Annotated in this window: 14 protein-coding genes and 1 pseudogene; 7 read left to right on the top strand and 8 right to left on the bottom strand. The window is 61.5% G+C overall.

The genetic code is table 11. The features are described 5' to 3' along the window. The 6 genes from MKK69_RS22175 to MKK69_RS22150 all read right to left on the bottom strand — a co-directional run. On the bottom strand, window positions 1–901 hold a 901-nt coding region (locus tag MKK69_RS22175; RefSeq protein ID WP_243971505.1), incomplete at its 3' end, for a PhnA-like protein. Window positions 902–950: 49 nt separating this feature from the next. Next, window positions 951–1,211, bottom strand: coding sequence for a GlsB/YeaQ/YmgE family stress response membrane protein (locus tag MKK69_RS22170; RefSeq protein WP_243971503.1), 261 nt, complete (start codon window positions 1,209–1,211; stop codon window positions 951–953). A 90-nt stretch (window positions 1,212–1,301) separates the two neighbouring features. Continuing rightward, window positions 1,302–1,553, bottom strand: a complete 252-nt coding sequence (locus MKK69_RS22165) for a hypothetical protein (protein WP_243971501.1) — start codon at window positions 1,551–1,553, stop codon at window positions 1,302–1,304. 62 nt (window positions 1,554–1,615) lie between these two features. Further along, window positions 1,616–3,106, bottom strand: coding sequence for a PAS domain S-box protein (locus MKK69_RS22160; protein ID WP_243971506.1), 1,491 nt, complete (start codon window positions 3,104–3,106; stop codon window positions 1,616–1,618). A 394-nt stretch (window positions 3,107–3,500) separates the two neighbouring features. Further along, the gene (locus tag MKK69_RS22155) at window positions 3,501–4,754 is read right to left on the bottom strand and encodes a flavin monoamine oxidase family protein (RefSeq protein ID WP_243971499.1); all 1,254 of its coding nucleotides are present in this window, start codon (window positions 4,752–4,754) and stop codon (window positions 3,501–3,503) included. Window positions 4,755–4,847: 93 nt separating this feature from the next. Then, window positions 4,848–6,677, bottom strand: a complete 1,830-nt coding sequence (locus tag MKK69_RS22150) for a cation:proton antiporter (RefSeq protein WP_243971497.1) — start codon at window positions 6,675–6,677, stop codon at window positions 4,848–4,850. A 418-nt stretch (window positions 6,678–7,095) separates the two neighbouring features. On the opposite strand from MKK69_RS22150, the gene MKK69_RS22145 reads away from it, so the two are divergent. The 3 genes from MKK69_RS22145 to MKK69_RS22135 all read left to right on the top strand — a co-directional run bounded on the left by MKK69_RS22145 (window position 7,096) and on the right by MKK69_RS22135 (window position 9,855). Then, window positions 7,096–7,524 (top strand): LexA family protein, encoded by a 429-nt coding sequence (locus MKK69_RS22145; RefSeq protein ID WP_243971495.1) that lies wholly within the window; start codon window positions 7,096–7,098, stop codon window positions 7,522–7,524. Beyond that, a complete protein-coding gene (locus MKK69_RS22140) occupies window positions 7,521–8,810 on the top strand; it encodes a Y-family DNA polymerase (RefSeq protein ID WP_243971493.1) in 1,290 nt (429 codons plus the stop codon). The genes MKK69_RS22145 and MKK69_RS22140 overlap by 4 nt, the downstream gene beginning before the upstream one ends. Before the next feature lie 634 nt (window positions 8,811–9,444). Next, window positions 9,445–9,855 carry a helix-turn-helix domain-containing protein gene (locus tag MKK69_RS22135; protein WP_243971491.1) on the top strand — a complete coding sequence of 137 codons (411 nt, stop codon included), beginning with the start codon at window positions 9,445–9,447 and terminating at the stop codon, window positions 9,853–9,855. 748 nt (window positions 9,856–10,603) lie between these two features. Here the strand turns inward: MKK69_RS22135 and MKK69_RS22130 are convergent. Then, the gene (locus tag MKK69_RS22130; RefSeq protein WP_243971490.1) at window positions 10,604–12,661 is read right to left on the bottom strand and encodes a putative bifunctional diguanylate cyclase/phosphodiesterase; all 2,058 of its coding nucleotides are present in this window, start codon (window positions 12,659–12,661) and stop codon (window positions 10,604–10,606) included. Window positions 12,662–13,699: 1,038 nt separating this feature from the next. Here MKK69_RS22130 and MKK69_RS22125 point away from each other — a divergent pair. The 4 genes from MKK69_RS22125 to MKK69_RS22110 all read left to right on the top strand — a co-directional run bounded on the left by MKK69_RS22125 (window position 13,700) and on the right by MKK69_RS22110 (window position 19,386). Further along, complete coding sequence (locus tag MKK69_RS22125; RefSeq protein ID WP_243971488.1) at window positions 13,700–14,638, top strand: hypothetical protein; 939 nt, start codon at window positions 13,700–13,702, stop codon at window positions 14,636–14,638. After that, window positions 14,635–16,917 (top strand): glycosyltransferase, encoded by a 2,283-nt coding sequence (locus MKK69_RS22120; RefSeq protein ID WP_243971486.1) that lies wholly within the window; start codon window positions 14,635–14,637, stop codon window positions 16,915–16,917. Before MKK69_RS22125 ends, MKK69_RS22120 begins: the two co-directional genes overlap by 4 nt. A 41-nt stretch (window positions 16,918–16,958) precedes the next feature. Beyond that, entirely contained in the window at window positions 16,959–18,032 is a 1,074-nt protein-coding gene (locus MKK69_RS22115; RefSeq protein WP_243971484.1) for a WcbI family polysaccharide biosynthesis putative acetyltransferase, read from the top strand. Window positions 18,033–18,528: 496 nt separating this feature from the next. Continuing rightward, the gene (locus MKK69_RS22110; RefSeq protein ID WP_243971483.1) at window positions 18,529–19,386 is read left to right on the top strand and encodes a class I SAM-dependent methyltransferase; all 858 of its coding nucleotides are present in this window, start codon (window positions 18,529–18,531) and stop codon (window positions 19,384–19,386) included. 517 nt (window positions 19,387–19,903) lie between these two features. Here the strand turns inward: MKK69_RS22110 and MKK69_RS22105 are convergent. After that, window positions 19,904–20,027: pseudogene (locus tag MKK69_RS22105) on the bottom strand (IS630 family transposase); the annotation flags it as partial.

Below are 20,027 nucleotides of genomic sequence, written 5' to 3'. Positions count from 1 at the left end.
CGAGCGCCCCGAAGATCAGCGCGAGGGCCCCGAACAGCGCACCCTGGGACACGCGGCGCGCCGTGGCGTCGGCGATCTGCTTGGACTGCTCCTTGGCCGAGGCGACGGTTTCCCTGAACTGCTGGGTGTACTGCGCGACCTGGGTCCGGGCCTGCTCGACCGGGATGTTCTGCGCCTTGGAAAGAGCCACGGCAGCCTTCTCCTGAGCGGCGGCCTGCTGTGCGCCGTCACCCGAGACGGCGGCGCGCATCGCGGTCACAGCGGCGTCCTTCAGCGCGGCCGGATCGGATCCGGTGCCGTTGCGGACATTGGACTCGATGTTCGAGAAAGGGTCGGTGACCTTGGTCAGCGACGGGGCGGCGGCCTGCGCCAGGGTCGAGACGGAGCCGCCCATCGCGTTGCCGACCCCGCCGATGGCCGAGGAGGCCGTGCCGAGGGCGCCGCTGACGATGCCGCTGGCGGCCGACGACAGCATGTACAGCACCACGAGGGTCGAGACCGCCCAGGCGAGGAGACCGTGATAACCCGCCGTCGAGGTCGAGGGCTTACCGGACAGGCGTCCGGCGAAGTAGCCGCCGGCGACGGCCGCCAGCACGCCGGAGACGACGAACCACAGGCCGGCACCGATGCCGAGCGAACTCGCCGCCGGGGTGCCATCACCCATCGGATCGACCGTCGAGAGGCCGATGCCGAGCCCCAGCATGTTCAGGATGACCTGCGAGATCAGGGCCACCGTGGCACCGGCAAGCACGGCACCCCAGGAGACGGAATGCAGCATCATCGCGCGCATGTCCTCAGCGGGGGTGACCATGGTGGCCTGCGGCAGCTCGCGGTCGACGACGGCGCGGTCGGGTATTGGGCGTCCGGGGGATACGGGCGCGGGCTCGGTAACGGTGGCCATGGTGGATCTCCTAAGTATTGAGCTCGGAAAGCTGGAAGGGCGCGGTGGGTCAGACGACCCGGCGGCGGCCCATGACGATGTGGTAGAGCCACAGCACGATCACGGCGCCGACGATGGCGACGAGCAGGCTGTAGAGATTGACCCCCGACACGCCAGGCTCGCCGAACTGGTTGAACAGGAAGCCGCCGACGACCGCGCCGACGACGCCGAGCAGGATGTCGACGACGAGGCCCTGTCCGGTGTTGTTGACGATCTTGCTGCCGATGAAGCCGGCGATCAGGCCGAGGACGATCCAGGCGAGGAGGGACATGACGGGCTCCATTAACTTGGCGTGCGGAAGGGTCCCGGCGCAGGGCCTGCGCGGGCTGGGATGAGTCTCGAAGGTGTGTTGGTTCGGCCGCTACGACCTCGATGGCCTGCGGGGTTGGTCGGGTTTGGTCTTTGTCGTGGCGTGCCGCGCCTTGGTCGCGACGATCTCGGTCGTGGCCTCCGCCTCGACCTTGGTGTCACCAAAGATCACGCCGATGGCCTGCTTGATCAGGGCTCGGGCATGATCGCTCGATAGAACCTTCCGGTCCTTGCCCATCCACCACACCTCTCTGTCCGGCTTAGCCGTCTTTGAGATGCCCGGATCGAGCAGAGCTACACCCACCGAATACTTCTATCGAAGCGATGTTCCGGCGATTTACATAAAAGTAATTAAGCCTAGGCCGCTTAGTGTTTTCGACCTGGTTTTCGCGTTGTATTTTTGCCGTAATGCTCAATCGACGTCTTCTCGCCGATCCCACGCTCCCTGGCCCAGACCACCACGGCGCTGCGGCGGTTGACACCGATCTTGCGGTACAGGCTCGCGACGTGGTTGCGCACCGTGCTTAGCGAGACCCCGAGCGCCTTGGAGATCTCCTCGTCCGTGTCGCCGCGGCAGATGCCCTCCAGCATATCGCCCTCGCGGGTCGTGAGCCTCTCGACCATCGCCAGCGGCTTGCCCGGCCTGGGAGGATTGCGTAGCTGGGCGAGTTTCTCGATCACGCCGTGGCTGAACCACGACGCCTCCGCCATGACGGATTCGATGGCCGCGATGAGTTCGACCTCCGTCCGTTTCCTCGACGAGATGTCCTGGACGGCGCAGAGAAGCCCGTCACCGCCGTTGACGGTGACCTTCTCGGCGGAGACGAGGCAGTCGAACTCGTCGCCGTCTTGGGTTCGCAGCCGTCCCTCGAATGCCCGGACCCTTCCGTAGCGCTGGAGCTCACGCTTGAATCGGGTCCGTTCCGCTTCCTCGGCCCAGGGCACGGACGTGGCGTGCGCGGCGTTCCCGAAGGTTGCGGCGTAGGCCTCGTTGACGCTGGTCGGGACCTTCGCGTCCGAACTCAGGAGAGCCGTCGGGATCGGGCTGAGCTCGAACGCCTTGGCGAAGCGCTCCTCGCTGAGACGGAGCTCCGCCTCGGCCTTCCGTCGGTCCTCCAGGTCGGCGAAGGTGAACAGCATGCAGCGCTCGCCGCCGGGCATCTCGATGGGATGGCCGGCGACGATGACGTACTTCTCGGCGTCGGACGGCACCGAAAGGCACGCCTCGCGTTGGCGGATGGTGGTGCCGGCATGGAGGTGCTCGACCGCGGAGGCGCGGCGCTCGCCTTGGCCAATGAGGTCGATTTCGGTGAAGGTCCGGCCGAGGACTTGGTCGCGGGCGTAACCGGTCAGCTCGACGAAGCCCTGGTTGACCTTGACGTAACGCAGGTCGGAGAGCCGGCACACCACGGCCGGGGCGGGGTTCGCCCGGAACATGCATTCGAACCGCTCCTCGGCCTCGTAGCGGTCGCTGGCGTCCTGCATCAGCAGGGCGAGGCCGTTTGGCGTTCCGGCATCGTCCGTCGTCACAAGTCCCCGCATCCGGTGCGTCCACGTCCTTGCGGGATCCCGGAAATGGTGGACCTCGACGACCGCATCGCGAAACGCCTCGCCGGCCAGGATGCGCTCGACCGGATGCTGCAGCGGCCCGACCTCGCGATGGTTGCGGTAGTGCAGGATGAAGTTGGCACGGTACTCGGCGACGGTGGCTCCGAGGTCACCGAGTTCGGTGACCCCATGCATCGCGAGGGCGGCGTCATTGGCGTAGGCGATGGTGTGGTCCGGCTCGATCAGGATGACGCCTTCCGCGAGACCGTCGACGACCTGCGCCAGTTGCCGTTGCTCGAACTGGGTCATGATGGCTCGCCTCGTTCGAAGGGCATCAGTGGCCGCCTCGCATCCACGCATGGGTGCCAACGTCCCAAACGATGCGTCGGGCAATACCCCGGACATCGCCGGCCGGCATCCTTGCCTTCGTCGGGAAGGTCGTCGCCTGGGACCGGCTTGCGTTTCCGAACTGGGAAGCCCCTGCAATCCGATCCTCGGCCCTCGACCGCTTCGGACTAGGGCATGACGAACGGCCCAACCGCATCCACCAGGTTTTGGAAGAAGGGTTGGCCCTTCCGAATGACCCGGTCGGCCTGCCTAGCTAGGCGTCGGCGGTCGTCGGCGGTGGTGGTGTCTAAGAGCGTCGGAAGTCCACCTCGGATGTTCCGGCGCCTGCGGCCATACGGATGCTGCCGGGCTTTCGTCAGGCCGCTTCCTCTTGTCTGTGCCGAAGCGCTGCCATGGCCTCGTCCGCAGCCCTTCGCCCGCTGTCGTGAGCTCCGTGGGCGGTGGTGAAATCGGAGGGGTGGGTCGCCTCGCCCGCGAAGAACAGCCTATCCTCGAAGGGCCGGGCCAGCCGTGCACGCGCCTTGGATTTGTTTGGCAGGGCGCAACTGTAGGCACCGCCGATGGATGCCATCCGGCTCCAGGACGTCGCTGCGAGCGGCCGGATCACCGATGCGACGGCGCTGCCGAACAGGCTGACCAATTCGGCCGACACGAAGTCGAAGCCCGCGGCCGGACCGTCCTTCTCCAGGATCCGGGCGCCCTCGCCCCCGAGGAACGCCTCGATCACCGGCCATCCGTTGGGGCGGATCGAGTAGGCGGCAGACCGCGGGTCGTGCAGGTTGCCGTAGGCGTGCGTGTCCGGCTCGAACGCGGCCCCGCGCCCGATCTCCAGGAAAATTTTCTCGTTTCGGCCAAGCGGCAGGTCGGCGGCCGCGTCGCGCCAGGGTTCGGTACCGGCGGGAAGGCGGATCGCGTCCCCGGCCAGGACCGCGGTCGAGACCGTAAGGATGGCGGCCCCAGCGCGGACGGCGCCGGCGCGGGTGGTGACGGCGACGCCGTCGGCCGTCAGGTCGATCCGCTCGGCGGGCGTGGCGAGCCGCAGCGTCGTCGAGGGCGGCAGGCTGGCGGCGACCAGCGTGCCGTAGCCGAGCGGCAGGTGCCAGTTCCGGCCCGTCGAGGCATCGTCGTAGGCAAGGTAATCCGTGGCTGAGATCGCCTCGGGTGCGACGCCGCTCATGAAGCCGGCGATGGCCCGCACGTAGGCGTTCCAGGGGCCGCTGGGCTCCAGGGCGTCGCTGGCCCTGTCGCTGCCCGCTGCGACCGTGCGGAGCCGCTCCTCCCAGTCGCCGTACGCCCTCTGCGCCGCCTCCTGGGCCTCCTCGTCCTCGGCGATGCCCGGGTGCGCCTTCGCCCATGGCGGCTCGCCCCGGTCGACCGGGAAGCCCGATGCCTCGGCGATACCGACCCAGGTGTTGCGGTCGCCGGAGTGGAGCCACTCGCAACCGAGGTCGAGCGGGTAGCCTCCGAGATCCTGCGTGTGGGCACGGCCTCCGAGACGCGACGACGCCGCCAGCAACAAGGCCGATGAGCCTTGTGACGCGAGCCGCCGCGCGGCGCCGATGCCGGCGGCGCCTCCCCCTACGATGATGACGTCGAACGCGTTACCCATGGGCCAAAGCTGAGGAGGGCTGACACGACTTCCAAGATTCGTGCGGCTGCGGCGCCGCGGCCGTGACTGTTCGATCCCGCCGGACGCCTCCGCTCAGGCCGGCACCTGAACGAGCCGGTCATCATCAGCGTCGACCATTGCCATGCCCGGCGCCTGCAGGACCAGCAATCGGTCGTCCTCGGCAGCGTCGTTCGCCTCGTGATCGGCGGAGGCGAATTCGAGGCTCCCGTCGATCTTGATGGCCAGCAGGGGAATGTCGTCCGGCTGCCCGAGGGTATCCGGGCGGGTCACGACGAACCGCCAACCGGCCTCGTGCCGCCCAGCGAGCGCGTCGAAGCTGGCGTCCGCGGCACCGAACACCTTCCCGCGGGCATCCCGGGTGACGCCGGTGTCGGCGTGCAGCATGTGGTTCTCCGAAGGCGCCAGTTGGTAAACACGCTCGCGACCGATCTCCGGAGCCAGCCTCGTGCAGACGAGGGCGTTGTAGAGCTCGTCCCTGGTCGCGGCGAGCAAGTGGTCTGGGGGATGGTCGGCCATCCCTTCCTCGGCGGATCGGGACAGGAGTTCGGCCTGAAGCGTCGGCACGCCCGCCTCCCGCGCGGCAAGCATGGCGCCGGGGTAGATGTCGATGATCACGACCGGCACGCCCGCCCGGTGAAGCGCGATCACCATGTCGCTCGCCCATGGGGATGCACCGACTACGGCGAGCCGCTGGGTATCGGCGGCGGTCGATAGGCCAAGCCGGCGGGCAAGCGGCGCCAGGGAGAAGCCGTGGGCGAGCACGGTCGCGACGATGACCGCGAACACGGTGGGCTGGATCAGGTCGCCGCCGGCATACCCCGCCGCGCTGAGGCGGGGGCCGGCCAGGCCGGCGACGGCGGCCGCGACGATGCCGCGAGGTCCGATCCAGCCGACGAACAGGCGCTCCCGCCGGGTTAGGTCGCTGCGCAGCGTGGCCAACCAGATTGCCGCCGGGCGAACCACGAACAGGATCGCGGCCGTCAACCCAAGGATGGGCGCCGACAGCTTGCCGAGGACCGCGAGGTCTAGGTCGGCAGTCAGCACGACGAAGAGGCAGGACACCAGGAGGACGACGAGGCTTTCCTTGAACCGACGAAGCTCCGCGAGACCCGGCACGTGCCGGTTCGCTAGCGCGATGCCGAACACGGTCGAACCGATAAGCCCGGCCTCGTTCATCAGAAGGTTCGGCACGACGTAGGCGATAAGCGCGAGCGCAAGCAGCGCCGGCGTCCTCAGCATCTCGGGGATGAGGTCGCGCCGGAACGCCCAGGCGATGAGGAACGCCGAGCCGACGCCGAGGGCGCCCGCCACCAGCACGCCCTCCGCGAGGTGAAGCATGAGCGCGGTGGCCGCATCCTCCCCGGACCTGTGGGGCACGCCCACCAGGATCTCGATGACGACCGCGGTCAGGATGGCCCCGACGGGGTCGTTGACGATGGCCTCCCACTTCAGGAAGGCGGCCGAGCGTCGCTCCAGCCGGGCGTGGCGCAGGACGGGCAGGATCACGGTCGGTCCCGTGACGACCAGGATGGCACCGAACACCGACGCCGGTCCCCACAGCATGCCCCCGATCAGGTGGGCTGCGAGCGTGCCCAGGACGAAGTTGATGGGCAGGGCGAAGGCGGTGAGCCGTAGCACCCCCTCGCCGGAAGCCCGCAACTCGCGGAAGTCGAGCGCGAGGCCGCCCTCGAACACCACGATGGCGACCGCCAAGCCGATCAAGGGCCGGAGGTTCGGTCCGAAATCGTGCGTCGGATGCATCAGGCCCAGTACGGGCCCGACCATGAAGCCGAGTGCGAGCAGGAGGACGATGGCAGGAATGCGCAGCCGGGATGCGAGAACCTGTGCTGCGATGCCACCACCGACGACGCAAAGGACCGCCGTCGCCACACCGTTTTCCATGCATGACGCTCCGGACCAGCGACCGGACCTACCCCCTGGCAGTCGAATCGGGACCAAATGATGGGTGGGGATGGTCGCGCCGCTCCGCCTCTGACAGGCGGAGCCTCACCTTACGCTCCGAGGCCAATCGCGCGGCCCCGCGACAGTTCCCGCTCACGCAGTGCGGCCGTGGACGCATCCCCCCTGGTACGCGTCGACGGTGTCTGCACGGGTCGCCAGTGACAGGAAGCCGACCCTTGACCAGCACTGGGTTTGAGCAGCGAGGCCCGATGGGCGCTCGACTTGTGGCGCCAACGTCAATGTCTTTTGCGCGTTATCCACACGTGTCCACAGCCTCGCTACGCCGTGAGCTCAACCGCTTGGCGGAACCGCCCCAACGTGTTCCACTTTTGTTCTGTTGAATTCGTGGAGCGAGCGCATGCTGGTGCTGGACATCGTCGTCGGGTTGCCGACCCCCATTCCTATGCTTGCCCGCGCCGTCCGGGCGGGCTTCCCCAGCCCGGCCGACGACTTCGTCGAGGAGGAGATCGACCTGCAGCAGCTGCTGATTGCGAACCGGCCCGCGACCTTCCTGGTGCGGGTGGCCGGCGACAGCATGCTGCTGGCCCGCCTGCACGACGGCGACCTCGCGGTGGTTGACCGCTCGCTGACCCCGCGCAACGGCGACGTGGTGGTGGTCGACGTCGACGGCGAGCGCTCGTTCAAGGTCTGGCGCCGGAAGGGTCCGCGCGTGACCCTGCACTTCGCCAACCCGCGCTTTCCCGAGTTCCGCCTGTCATCCGACGCGGTGGTCGAGGTCTGGGGCGTGGTGTCGGGGTCGATCAACCCGAGGCGCCGAGCGGAATGAGCCCCCGGGCCTACGCCCTCTCGGATGGGAACTCGTTCTACTGCTCGTGCGAGCGGGTGTTCGACGCCCGCCTGGTCCGGGTGCCTGTGATCGTGCTGTCCAATAACGACGGTTGCGCCATCGCCCGGACGCCCGAGGCCAAGGCGCTCGGCATCCGGATGGGCGAGCCGTTCTTCAAGATCCGCGACATGTGCCGGTCGCAGGGGGTGAGGGTCTACTCCTCGAACTACGCCCTCTACGGCGACATGTCGGCCCGGGTGAACACGGTCTACCGGAGCTTCTCTCCCCGCATCGAGATCTACTCCATCGACGAGAGCTTTTTGGACCTCTCGGACGTGCGCGAGGCCGACCGCGTGACCCTGTGCCGGGACATGCGCGAGACGGTGCGGGCCTGGACGGGCATCCCCACTTGCGTCGGCATCGGTGCCACCAAGACGCTGGCCAAGCTCGCCAACCACGTCGCCAAGAAGGTGCCCGAACTCGGCGGGGTTTGCGACCTCACCGACCCGGTCCAGTACGACCATTGGATGGCCCGCATCCCGCCCGAGGACATCTGGGGCGTCGGGCCTGCCAACGCCCGCAAGCTGGAGGCCCTGGGCTGCGAAAGCGTCGCCGACGTGCGCGACCTCGACACCCGGGCGGCGCGCAAAGCCATGACGGTGGTGGGCGAGCGGCTGGTGCAGGAACTGCGAGGCATGGCCTGCCTCGACCTGGAGGAAGTCGCCCCGACCCGGAAGGGATGCGCGGTGACCCGGAGTTTCTCCGACCGCGTTGAGGACCTCGGCACCATGGAGCAGGTGGTCGCCGCACACGCCGCCAGACTGGGCGAAAAGCTGCGGGCGGGGGGACTTGGCACCAACCACGTGACGGTGTTCTTCCATACCTCGGAGCACGACCGAGACCGACCGCAGCGGTCGGTCTCGTCGGTGGTGACCCTGCCGGAGGCGTCGAACGACACCCTCGTCCTGGTGAAGGCGTGCCTCCACGGCGTCCGGAAGACTTGGAGGAATGGGTACCGCTATTCCAAGGCCGGAGTCGTCACCACCGACCTCGTGCCCCTTGCTGCCTCGCAACGGGCCTTCCCGGGGTTGGGGCAACTTGACCGGGAACACGGGGCGGCGCTGATGAGCGCCCTCGATGCCTGCAATCGCCGCTTCGGGCGGGGCGCGGTCGTCCCGGGCAGCGCCGGGTTCGCCTCCAAACGAGAATGGTCAACCAAGTTTGACATGCGCTCGCCCCGGTACACGACCCGGGTTAAGGAGTTGCCGGTCATCGCGGCGGCATAGGCTGTGAATCGGCTTTGAGGCATGACCCCGGCAAAAACTTAGCCAACGCTTTCTCCAAAACGCGAAAATCGAGATAGAGATGGGGTCACTATCGGCGCCGACCGTGACCCCACCTCGAAGTAAAATTCAGCACCTATCTCAACGCATTGAACTCAATTCCGGGAGGGGCGAGGCTTCGACGCCTATTGACATTTAAAAACTGACTTCGAATCTTCACTGTCTGCCGGAAGGCCTTGTGTAGAAGGCTCCGCATTGCAAGTCGCAAATTAAGGTTCTGTCGCGTTGGTTGGGTGCAGTCTTGTGTCCGGCCTGTCGATGCAGTCGTGCATGTTGACTGCTGGCCCTGATGGTATCCGCGTGATGGGTCCCACTCTGCCTTGCGGGCTATGACGCCCTGGACATTCGGCGGGGTGTCCTGGCTCCCGGTATGATCGGTTCACCATGTCGTCTCTGGCCGGCGCGGGCCGATGATGCAGACTGCGTGGCTGTCGAATTTTCAGTCCCTGCGACCCAGCCAGACGATTGACGCACGCCTGAATTGCATGTCTTTCCGAAACTCAATCGTGCGTTATGGAGTTGGGGCGATCGACGCCGCGGCCAACCCTGGTCGTACTTTTCCGAAAGTCGCCTTCGAATGACCGCCCTCGTGATTTTTAACAAATGTCCGAAAATGGCAACCGATGCTGATCGCACGATCGGCAGCCGCATCGCAGCGCTCCGGGCGGCACAGGGCTTAAGCCAAACGGCACTTGGGAACGCCCTCGGCGTCAGCTTCCAGCAAGTGCAGAAGTACGAAAAGGGTCGCAACCGCGTCGGTGTCGGGCGGCTTCAGGCGATCGCCGATGTTTTGAAGGTTCCGGTCGAGACCTTCTTCGCCGGTCGGCCAGGATCGGCCGGGGCTGAAGCCGCGACGTTCTTAGACGATGCGAAGGTCATGGAACTTGTGATGGCGTTCACGGGAATCCCGGACGACGCAACCCGCGACAGCGTCCTGTCGATCGTGAAGGCAGCTGTGCGCCTGCGACCGGAATCCGACGCGGCCTGACCACTTTTCGCGACGTAACGCTCAGACCGCCCCCTGAGACCTGGCCGGGCTCGGCAGGAGAGTCCAAGGGATCGAACACGATCGGATCCCCTCGGCCTGGAGGCGGGCCACCGGCCGGTCAATGCCCATTTGGGCGCCGGCATAGTCCCACGCAGGGCGGCACACACCTGATGAACGCCGAACGGCCGCGGTGTTGGCTGGCCGAGACGATGCACGTCGCGCGTGGCCAAGACTTGAAGGATGCCGGCGCACGGGCGCCAGGCTGGTTCGGGCTACGTCTCTCAGGCGTTCGTCCTTGAGCGCCGGATCAAGTGTCAAGGCCCGGCAGGTCGCCTCGGTGGCGGCGATCGGGCCAGAGCGTGGCGCGGGCCATCGGCGCGATCGCCACCCGCGCGTCTATCATGTGCCGTGTTACCGTGTCCGGGAGGCGGAGACGCGCGACGACGGCCTAGAGCCCGACGCGGTCGCCCAACCCTGCGCCGGCCGGTAGAGGGCCGAGGCCTTCCCGCGCCGATGAGGCAAGGTCCCGGCGGCCGAAGCGTCCCGGGCCGTAGCCGCAACGCTGCTCACGAACCATGGCGACCCGGAATGTCGGTAATCCGCCGCGGGTGGCAGCACCAGCTGGTTCAGCGATTTCTCAGCCTCGGCAGGGCGTCTCCGATCGTGCGCTTAATCGGTGCCCCGGTTGGAGGGGCGTCGCAGACGAGATCCACGCGCCGCCGACGCTAGGGACAGAAATCGACTCCAATCACCCCGGGCCATCACACAGAATTGGAGATGCAGCCAAATAAAGAGCGGCCTCATGAGCGGGCAGAGGCTGGCTGATCAGAAATCCCTGGATCTGCGCGCAGCCTTCCCGCCGAACCAGGCTGAGCTGCTCAGCAGTCTCGACGCCCTCGGCAACGATGCCCATACCCAACCGCTCGCCTATGCCGACCACAGCCCGCACGATCGCGGCCGAGTCCGCGCGGGCGATGTCGTTAACGAACGTGCGGTCGAGCTTAATTTCGTCAAATGGGAAGATCCGCAGGTAGCCTAGCGACGAATAGCCCGTGCCAAAATCGTCGAGCGCGATCCTCACACCACGTGCGCGTAACGCGTGCAGGCTAGCGAGCACCGAGTCCGCGTCATGCACAAGGACACTTTCCGTCACCTCCAGTTTGAGCCGGGTAGGCGACAGCCCACTGGTCGCGAGTGCCAAGAGCACAGCCGCCTCAAGTCCGCCACGCCGTAACTGGACCACCGAGACGTTTACCGCCACGCGGATCGGATCCGGCCAATCGACGGCCACACGGCAGGCCTCCTGCAGTGCCCAAGACCCCAATAGAACAATTAATCCGGTTTCCTCGGCCAGTGGGATGAAGATGCCGGGCGAGATCTCGCCGTGCACTGGATGCCTCCAACGCATCAAGGCCTCGAAACTGAGAACGACACCCGTCGTTGCATCAACCACAGGCTGGTAGAACAATCGGAACTCGCCGCGGCGGATCGCTTCGCCCATGTCAAGGGCAAGTTGGCTGCGCAGCGCGATGCGGACGCCGACATTGGCCTCGAATTCTCTGCACATGTTTCCGCCGGCGGCCTTGGCCTCGTAAAGGGCGATGTCGGCGCGCTTAAAGATTTCGTCGGTACTGACGTCCCTCTTGAGCGCAAGTGTGAGCCCGATACTGATGCCCACCTCAACCGTCCGCCCTTCAAGGGTCACCGGCTGGCTGACCGCCGCGATCAGTTGCTCCGCCAGGTGCGTGGCGTTGCTTGGCAGGTCGAGATGCGTGAGCAGGACCGCAAATTCGTCACCGCCGAGACGCGCCAAGGTGTCGTAGGGGCGCAACACCGCCGTCATCCGATCGGCCACAAGGCGCAGAAGGGCGTCTCCGGCCGGATGTCCGAGGCTGTCATTGACCGCTTTGAACCGATCAAGATCGCAGGCTAGCATCGCAACGAAGCCGTGCGTGCGGTGTCCCTGCGCTACGGCTTGGTCGAGGCGATCCCAGAATAGGGCCCTGTTCGGTAAGCCCGTGAGCGCGTCGTGCAGCGCCAGATACCGGATCTGCTCTTCTGCCCGGCGCCGCTCAGAGATGTCGCGCAGCGCCGCCACGTAGCCGATAGCGCGATCGTCAGACGGCTCACGCACCACCCGGACTGAGGCTTCGAGCCAGACGTGATGCCCTGCTTTATGCTGATAGCGCATACTCGCGACAAATCGGCCCTCGCGCTCGCCCTGCGCCTTGGTCCAAAGCTCGGTGAACATATTCTGTTCATCGGGATGGACGTGCTCGAGTTGCACGCTTCCGACGAGTTCCTCCGGCTCGTAACCCAGCACGGTACGTACGGCCGGCGAAACGTAAAGGCGGCGCAAGTCGAGGTCGCCGAGGATGAAGATATCGTTGGAATTTTCGGCCAAGAGCCGAAAACGGCGCTCGCTGTCGCGCAATGCGGCTTCCGCGGCGTTCCGCTGCGTGACGTCGGTGAAGGTTCGAACCAATCCGCCTTCCGGGATCGGCACGGTGCGGACATGGAGCACCGTGCCGTCCGGCCGCGAGCGCTCATAGTCTTCAATCATACTATCTGAATCTCCCTCTTCCAGCCATCGCCTTAACGGCTGCGGCAAGTGGGCAAACTCCCCCCGGGCCGCCTGACAGTTTCGAACATTGGCGAAAGCTGCCCCCCCGCGCAGAAGATTCTCTGGAACATTAAGCATCTGCAAGACGCGTTGGTTATAGACACGCACGCAATCGTTAGCGTCAGTCATTATAAGACCCTGATCGATATGCTCCAGGATCGTGCGAAAACGCATCTTCGACATCTGCAGCTATCTCCCGAACCGGATCAGGTCGGTGACATCCACGACCACACCCGAGATCGCTGCCCCTCCACCCGACCCCTCGCGCCCCGTCCATCCGTGACCCACAACTTCCAGCACAGAGCCGTAGGTACGCAGCATACGACTGAGTCCAACAAAGGCGCCATCAGCGTAGTTTAACGTGCCGCGCGTTCCCCGGTGAAACGCACGGAGTAGACGCGAACGCTCCCGCGGGTGATGGCTGACGATGTGCCGTCGAAGACTGATAAAGCCGTCCGCCCACACCTCCCGCTTGAGAGGGCGCCCCAACGCCTTGCACAAAACCACGCGACCGGTCCTCTGATCGATCGTCCAACGACCGATGCCGGGGATCTGACGACCCCGACGCTTTGCGCCTGGAGCGTTCTGCACATGCATCTGCCAAACAGCGATGACCGCTTCCTCGCGAGAGTTCGTGTGCAGGCGCTGACGTCGCCGCCCAGCATACAAGCCAGCTCACGGATTGCAATCTATGAGTGCATTATGGAATCTTTTTCAACCAGAGCGGTTAGGAGCCTCGATCGAGGTGAGGAAGACGGTCGGCCAGACGGTCCGAAGTTAGGGGCTTAGTCGAAAGACGGGGATGGACGCCCGGTTTGGACTCGGAACCCGTACGGAGATGACGATATCGGTCCGGAGCGTTTCCACGTCGCCCGCGGCTTCTGATTTCAGTTGCTCGATATCATTCATCGCCAAATGGCAATTTTACCTTCGATATGTGCCTTGGTTGTCTAACTATATCTTTGTTTTCAGCGAATAATCTGACAAACCGCGGAATATTTACTGAGAAAGATTGCCCTGGCCAGAAATCATGCTGGGGCCGTCTGCGCCTCCAAGAGACCTCCCACCCAGGCCCGCGCGACCATAATTCGTTTTTTTTTCGCTAATGGGTTGCATTAATCGGAGGAGAACTCCATTCTGGGTTGCAACAAGGGATCTCGGCCACGTCCCCCATTTCGGGCTGAACAGCCGGCTAAATGGGTATCGAGTGGGAGCAAACCAATGCCCAAAGCTATATTATACCGCAATGATGAGTGTGACGGGCAATCGAAGTCGGCTATCGTCTATAGGAATTTTGAATTTGCACTACGCCGTTTCGCTCAGGCCGAAGGCCGCGAAGTTCATTCGAACTTTAGACCGGAAATTCTAGGCGAAAAACGCCCATGTACGATGTATAGGAGTATCCATAGCGTCATAGCTATCGGGTTGGCATCGCACGAGCGTCTGTCGAATGTCATCAGAACCAGTTTGATCTACCTAGATCCCAAACCTTCGAAGCTTTCCACCGGCGACGACATCGCAAATTTGTTGAACGGCATTGGAAGCACCAGGAAACAGTCGCGCGTCCGTCTGCTCGGCGACCGAGCACGGAAGGCATCGGTCTTAATCCAGCACGACCAAACCGCGGCACACGATCTTCCCCCTCTCAATCTAAACCTGAAGTCTCCGCGGACGGCCTCGGCGCCCAGGCTGGCAGTGATCAATCATCTCGATCGCGACTGTTTGGCGCGGACGATAGTCGGGCGGCTCATTGCCGAAACATCTTATTTCATCGACGGGTATGGCATGTCTGGTGAGTCGCACAATCGGACCCGTTATCTTGGCGACGATCAGATCAGTGATACCGCTTCGTGGGTGCATATTCACATCGGTTCGCAGCAAACCGACTCGGAACGCCTCCGGATATGCGACAGCTGGCAAAGCCGAGTTCCAGTCCTTCATTTCGACCTGAACACGACGATCCAGGGGCGCAGCGAGGGCCACGAGCTGAAGGACGGTGGGGATGTCCTCCGGTGCAACACCTACAATGAAGCCAGTGATCTCCTGACCCTGCTACTCGAGACGCCAAGCCTCTACAACCAACTGATCGAAGGCGGCCGGGCTTCTGTCGCGAGCGCAGCACAATCATGGCAGACATTGGTGCAGGAGCTTGCGGCGTGATCCTGCGAATTGGCTGGCTAACACCGTTTACAAATCGATCCGGTGTGGGGACTTTCAGTAAAGCCGTAACAGATGCGATGCCTGAGACATATGGCGACCATCGCATCGAACTGAGTATCGTGACACAGATATCCGATGGATTGTACGAAACCAAACACAGGATCATTGACATCGAGAAAACAGCATCGGACAGCAATTTTTACAGTCTTTTTGATTTTATAATATACAACATTGGTAATAACGAAGAACATCATAAGCATATCTTTGACGTACTTCGAAACTATCCCGGAATTGTTATCTGCCACGATTATGTTTACCAGCACGTGCTTGCAAAAATTGTCCATGATCGCGGGAGTATGTTCGCGGATTATGTCGCAATTGCCGCCCGTTACGGGTCTCTGACCGATCTGCGCCGCGTGCGTCAGTCGAACATTACCCAGCCGTATGGATTGCGATACGCCGTGTGGGACTCTGAGATGAGTGGAGATATGCCGCTCGGAACTCCACTGTTTCAGCTGGGCTCGGGCCTGGTGGTGCACTCACGATACGCTGAGCGATATAACTCACAGCGATTCTCAGGTCCGGTTCTATGCCTCGGCATGCCGCATGATCAGCGGCCACATGCGATCTCTACGGACTCAGAAGCTCGAACTAGGCGACGTCGCACGATTATCTCCTTCGGGCATATTCAAAGCACGAAATGTATTCACGACGTGCTCGCGGCTATCGCCGATTCACCTAAGCTACGGAGCAAGATCGTCTACGTAATAGCGGGCTTCGCTAGCGATGCGCATTATCTCCAAAAGTTGTGGGACTTCGTCGCGGAAAACAATCTTGGTGAATGTGTGCGCTTTGCGCTAAACCTGAGTGACGCCGCACTGGAAGAGCAATGCATTGAGGCCGATGGCTTCGTGAACCTCAGGTTCCCAAACACGGAAGGCGCCTCGGTGTCGCTGATTGAGCAACTCCTAACTGGCAAACCGGTCGTGGTTTTTGATACTGGTTGCTACTCGGAAGTTCCAGACGATGCAGTTATAAAGGTTGCTGCGTCTCGGAGCGTGGAGGCTATTGCCAGTGCGCTGTATCGGTTGCTGGAAGAACCGGACACGCTCGCCCGGATCGGCGCGCGTGGACGCGACTACGCGCGACTGATCGACTGTCGAAGCTACGCTTGTCAAGTACTGGGGTTCATTAAACAGCACGAGGCTTTGCTTCGCAGGCGAGCCCTCGTCCACGCGGAGTCCTTCCTCGAGGGAACGCGCCTCTATGTTGAAGGTGTCGCAGAGGACGCATCGTGGGAGCGGGACTTGGCGTTGGCAAGGGAATCCCTCGATCTCCTAGAGCAGGGGCGTCTCGCAGACGATCCTGTTTTGATAGAAAGCCTGGATACCGAAGCTCTCGTCGAATTCGTGCAGGCGGCAATTCTGCGTTCCAGCACTAGCCGCCGCTTGACCGTTGCGCTGCATCGATACCTTGCTGGAAAGTTAGATGTCGTTCGTAGGACACGGACCATCAAGGCGGTTAAAACAGCCATTGAGACGTTTGACCCCTCTCTGATCGCCCTGTTCCCGGACATAGTCCCGTACGACGACATCACATTCTGGGAAGTCGTGGATGCCGTTACAGACCAAGCGCTCATCACTGTTGCCCATGCGGCCACCTATGGATCGCTCCCCAACTGCACGCCGGTTCCGAGATCTCCAGACGCGTTCGGTCCATTATCGCGCGTGTATCTCGCTGATGCCCTGGAGCGTCGGCCCTCCGGCGAGAGAAAAGTATCTTCAAAATTATTTGAGGCATTGACAAAGTGGCTCCGGGCCGCCGCAGGGCCGGAATGTGACATCTATCTCGACCCATGTCCCGTTGGGCAACTCATCCGAATAGGTTCTGACGAGCAAGTACGGTATCTAAAGATGGTTGGGTTCTACGAAATCCACGGGGACCATGTCTGGACTATGCCCCCAAGCGCCTGTCTCTTCGTTTTCCCTGCACCGCGGGCGAAAAGTATCATGCTGTATGGGAACACGATGGACAACGTCGAGGATATTAAGATTGCGATCACAGCCCAGACGCGCGCGGGTCCAATAGAAGCGCGGCAAGTCCCGTCAAACGCGGGGAGGGTGTTCGAGATTGCTCTGCCGGATGGGTCGGAATACTCGCAAGGCAACCTATTGCAGCTATTTATCAATAGTGACGGATGCCGTTCGCCACGCGAGATGGGGCAGTCTGAAGATTTTCGAGCTCTCGGATTTCAGCTTAAACAGGTTCAAGTACTGTAATAGTTAATCTCAGCGATTTTGGTTATCACGCGGATACGCTCATGAAATTACTCCTCTACGGCGGTTGCCATGCTGTCATCATCAAGCGTTTGATAGATGAGCTGGGACCCGCTCACCGGCACCAAGTCGAGTGCCTCGTGAATTTTCAGCTGATCAATTCAGGAAAGTCTTTTCCTTATGAAAGCCTGCCTGCGTACGACGCGGTCATATATTCGCCCATTAGCAATAAGGGTGAGTATAACACCAGCTTCCTCGACGAGGCATGCTTGGCGGCCAACGTGCAGGCTATCCGCTTTCCGTGGCTGGAATGGCATGGTTACGCGCCTAGCGCGCAGAAAAAGCTTTTCTGGGGCCATCACGGCTGGTACTTTCCTGAACTCGTCTCAAGTTCCTGTAATTTTACGAACTTCGATGATTTTGTTTACTTCGCGCTTAACGAATTTCCGTCGTACGAAACTATTAAATTGAGCTATGAGTATTCTACCAATCGAATCATTGACCAGGAAATTGGCTCCAAATGTGAAATCAGGGTGAGCGACTTTATATTAAAAAATTACCAGGATCGTCGATTGTTTCTGATTCCTGATCACCCGACGACGTATCTGTATCAATATATTTTAAATGAAATCGAGGCGCTTGTCGGTACACCGCTGGTGGCGGCCTGGCCATCGAACCTTCCGGAACTGCAGCCCGAGGAGCGAACGCCGATCTTGCCCCGGATCGCTTCTGAAATGGGGCTAACTTTCAACGATACATCGTGGTGTTCGGAGACGCAGCCGTTAAGCGCGATGGATGTCAATGCTTTCCTCGCCCTACATTTCGAGGCTGGCCGGGAAAGGCACCAAGAGAGGATGGAAGGGAGCGACGTCGTTCTGGCCACGGCATGCCGCCCGACCTGGGCGAGCTCGGTCGCGAGGGGCCCCGACGTATCCACGCCCGTCGACCTTCCGATTTTTACTCAGGTCCTCATGCGCCGCTGGGCGATCGATGAGGGGAGTGACCATTTCACAGGCGATGTCTTGGCGGCACTGAGTGGTCACGGCGGTGGGATCCTTGCTCGTCGCCTCGGAGGCTTGAGCCGCTTCCGCACAGGGGATTGGATTTTTAGGTCGTAGGGGTGGGGGATAACGGTTCAGCCGGCGATTGACATTGTGCATTCGCGTCCATGGCGAATGATCACTGCGAGATCCGGATATCTCCAGACTCAGTATATGGTGGATGAATTCATTCGTCATATCAAAGCGCTCGTTGCTCACCGCGGCGGTTCGAGCCCGATAACCCTGTATTCAAGCGGGAATTACCACCGGTCCGTGTCCGTCATGTCTTTGTGGCATGAATCTTAAAAATGTGAAATTGGGATAAACATAATCGTTCGTTGTTGTCATTCCCATTGCTGGTTTCATCCAATGGCATCGTAAATCGATCGACCCCCTTCGTAAGTCGTCAGATTTATAAAACAATTCATACAAATCAATGCATATTTTCCTTTGTGTGTCGGGTAATATAATTTCTGACTGACAATACAACTTTCATATATATTTATTCCAACAAAAGTGATTTGCTTCAGTCTTCGCCGATACGTATTGATTGTTAGCAAATCAATCCCCGAGCTTGAGCACCTATGCCCTGTCCGACCCGACTCGAGGTTTTATGATGACAGTACGAGGCCGAATACAATCAAGTGAGCTTGCTCCTTACGAACCTCGACAGTCACAGGCAGACTTAAAAGACTGTTTTTTCTACCATACCATGAATTTTAGAGACGGTAGTGTAGCACAGGGCGCGTGGGATCTTCGTGGCCGGTTTTCCGATTACATTGGGCATGTCAGCCTCAATGGTTGCCGCGTCCTCGACGTCGGAACGGCGAGTGGATTTCTATCGTTTTCCGCAGAACAGGCTGGTGCGTGCGAAGTAGTCAGTTTCGACCAAGATACGGCGAAGCGCCAACATTTGCTGCCGTTTGCGGGCAGCCTCTACATGGTCGATCATGCATCTTGGGTGCGGAATCATGATCACGCTATGCAGGCTTGGAAGAACGCTTACTGGTACACTCATGCCGATCAGGTCTCTAACACAAAAGTTGTATATGGAGACGTGTATGATCTTCCAGCAGGGATCGGAGTATTTGATGTTGTGATTCTTGGAGCTATTCTTGAGCACCTCGGCGATCCCGTTCGCGCAATTGGCTCCGTATCAAAAATCTGCACCACGCGTCTCGTCATCAACACCGACTACATTTGTGGCGAAGAGCCAATGGCGCGCTTCAATGGATCGCCAAATTTCCCTGACCATAACTATATCTTTTGGACATACACGATCGGTACCTACCGACGGATCTTACAAATTTGCGGTTTTGAGATCGAGAGAATTTATGAAGACGTCTTCTTAGGGACGCCCGATGAGTTTGGCGGCCTCCGTCCTCTAATGCCGCGTGCAGCAATCGTTGCTCGACGGGTCGCTTCGCCTTAGCCACCCCAGCAATTCTGGGGGCGAAAGAATACATGCCTGCGATCCGTAATTTGCGGACAAAGAAAGCTTCTGGGCGGATGGAGGCCACATACGGTTGGCGGAAAACTCCATCTTCAAAAGGTGGAGCCGCCCATACGAGCAATTGTTGGTCCTAAGAAGTTTCCAGCCACGGCTTTTTGCGTCTTCTCAAAAAATGCCAACTTCGCTGTCTCGAAACCGAGCGTCCTTGCCGGTGATCCACGTGGTTTTCTGCCCAGCCAGCATCTATCCTGGCTATTGCGGTGCGCCGATCTTGTAGCCTTAAATCCATCCGGGCGTTTCCAGGAGGCCCTTTGCTACTAAGTCGTCGGGATTATTCAACTGGGAGTAGCGTCAATCGGCCTCATGCAATCTGAGCTTTCCAGTCGGATAAACATGTGTTGAGAAATGTGCTGCATGGAGCCGATTGGCGGTCGGGTGCTCTGTACGGTTGGGGGAAGTTGATGGTGTCGTTCAGTATGGCTAGAGCTGTTCCCGCCTATGTAGCGACGGCCAAGTCATTTTCGTAACCGGCAGCTGTGAGGCAGTTGCGGCACTCGTCTGAGGTAAAGCCGGTGAAGGCTTCGCGGATGGTTGCCCAGAGGTCGGGCACGGTGCGGGCG

Origin of the sequence: Methylobacterium sp. J-026, assembly GCF_022829585.1 — a bacterium.
Taxonomy (GTDB): Bacteria; Pseudomonadota; Alphaproteobacteria; order Rhizobiales; family Beijerinckiaceae; genus Methylobacterium.
Note: the sequence above shows the minus strand (reverse complement) of the source record. Positions and strands in the feature narration are given on the sequence as shown.

Coding starts and splice junctions, on each gene's coding strand:
- MKK69_RS22170 (WP_243971503.1), bottom strand. CDS start 1,211: ATGTCCCTCCTCGCCTGGATCGTCCTCGGCCTGATCGCCGGCTTCATC.
- MKK69_RS22160 (WP_243971506.1), bottom strand. CDS start 3,106: ATGACCCAGTTCGAGCAACGGCAACTGGCGCAGGTCGTCGACGGTCTC.
- MKK69_RS22155 (WP_243971499.1), bottom strand. CDS start 4,754: ATGGGTAACGCGTTCGACGTCATCATCGTAGGGGGAGGCGCCGCCGGC.
- MKK69_RS22150 (WP_243971497.1), bottom strand. CDS start 6,677: ATGGAAAACGGTGTGGCGACGGCGGTCCTTTGCGTCGTCGGTGGTGGC.
- MKK69_RS22145 (WP_243971495.1), top strand. CDS start 7,096: ATGCTGGTGCTGGACATCGTCGTCGGGTTGCCGACCCCCATTCCTATG.
- MKK69_RS22140 (WP_243971493.1), top strand. CDS start 7,521: ATGAGCCCCCGGGCCTACGCCCTCTCGGATGGGAACTCGTTCTACTGC.
- MKK69_RS22135 (WP_243971491.1), top strand. CDS start 9,445: ATGACCGCCCTCGTGATTTTTAACAAATGTCCGAAAATGGCAACCGAT.
- MKK69_RS22130 (WP_243971490.1), bottom strand. CDS start 12,661: ATGTCGAAGATGCGTTTTCGCACGATCCTGGAGCATATCGATCAGGGT.
- MKK69_RS22125 (WP_243971488.1), top strand. CDS start 13,700: ATGCCCAAAGCTATATTATACCGCAATGATGAGTGTGACGGGCAATCG.
- MKK69_RS22115 (WP_243971484.1), top strand. CDS start 16,959: ATGAAATTACTCCTCTACGGCGGTTGCCATGCTGTCATCATCAAGCGT.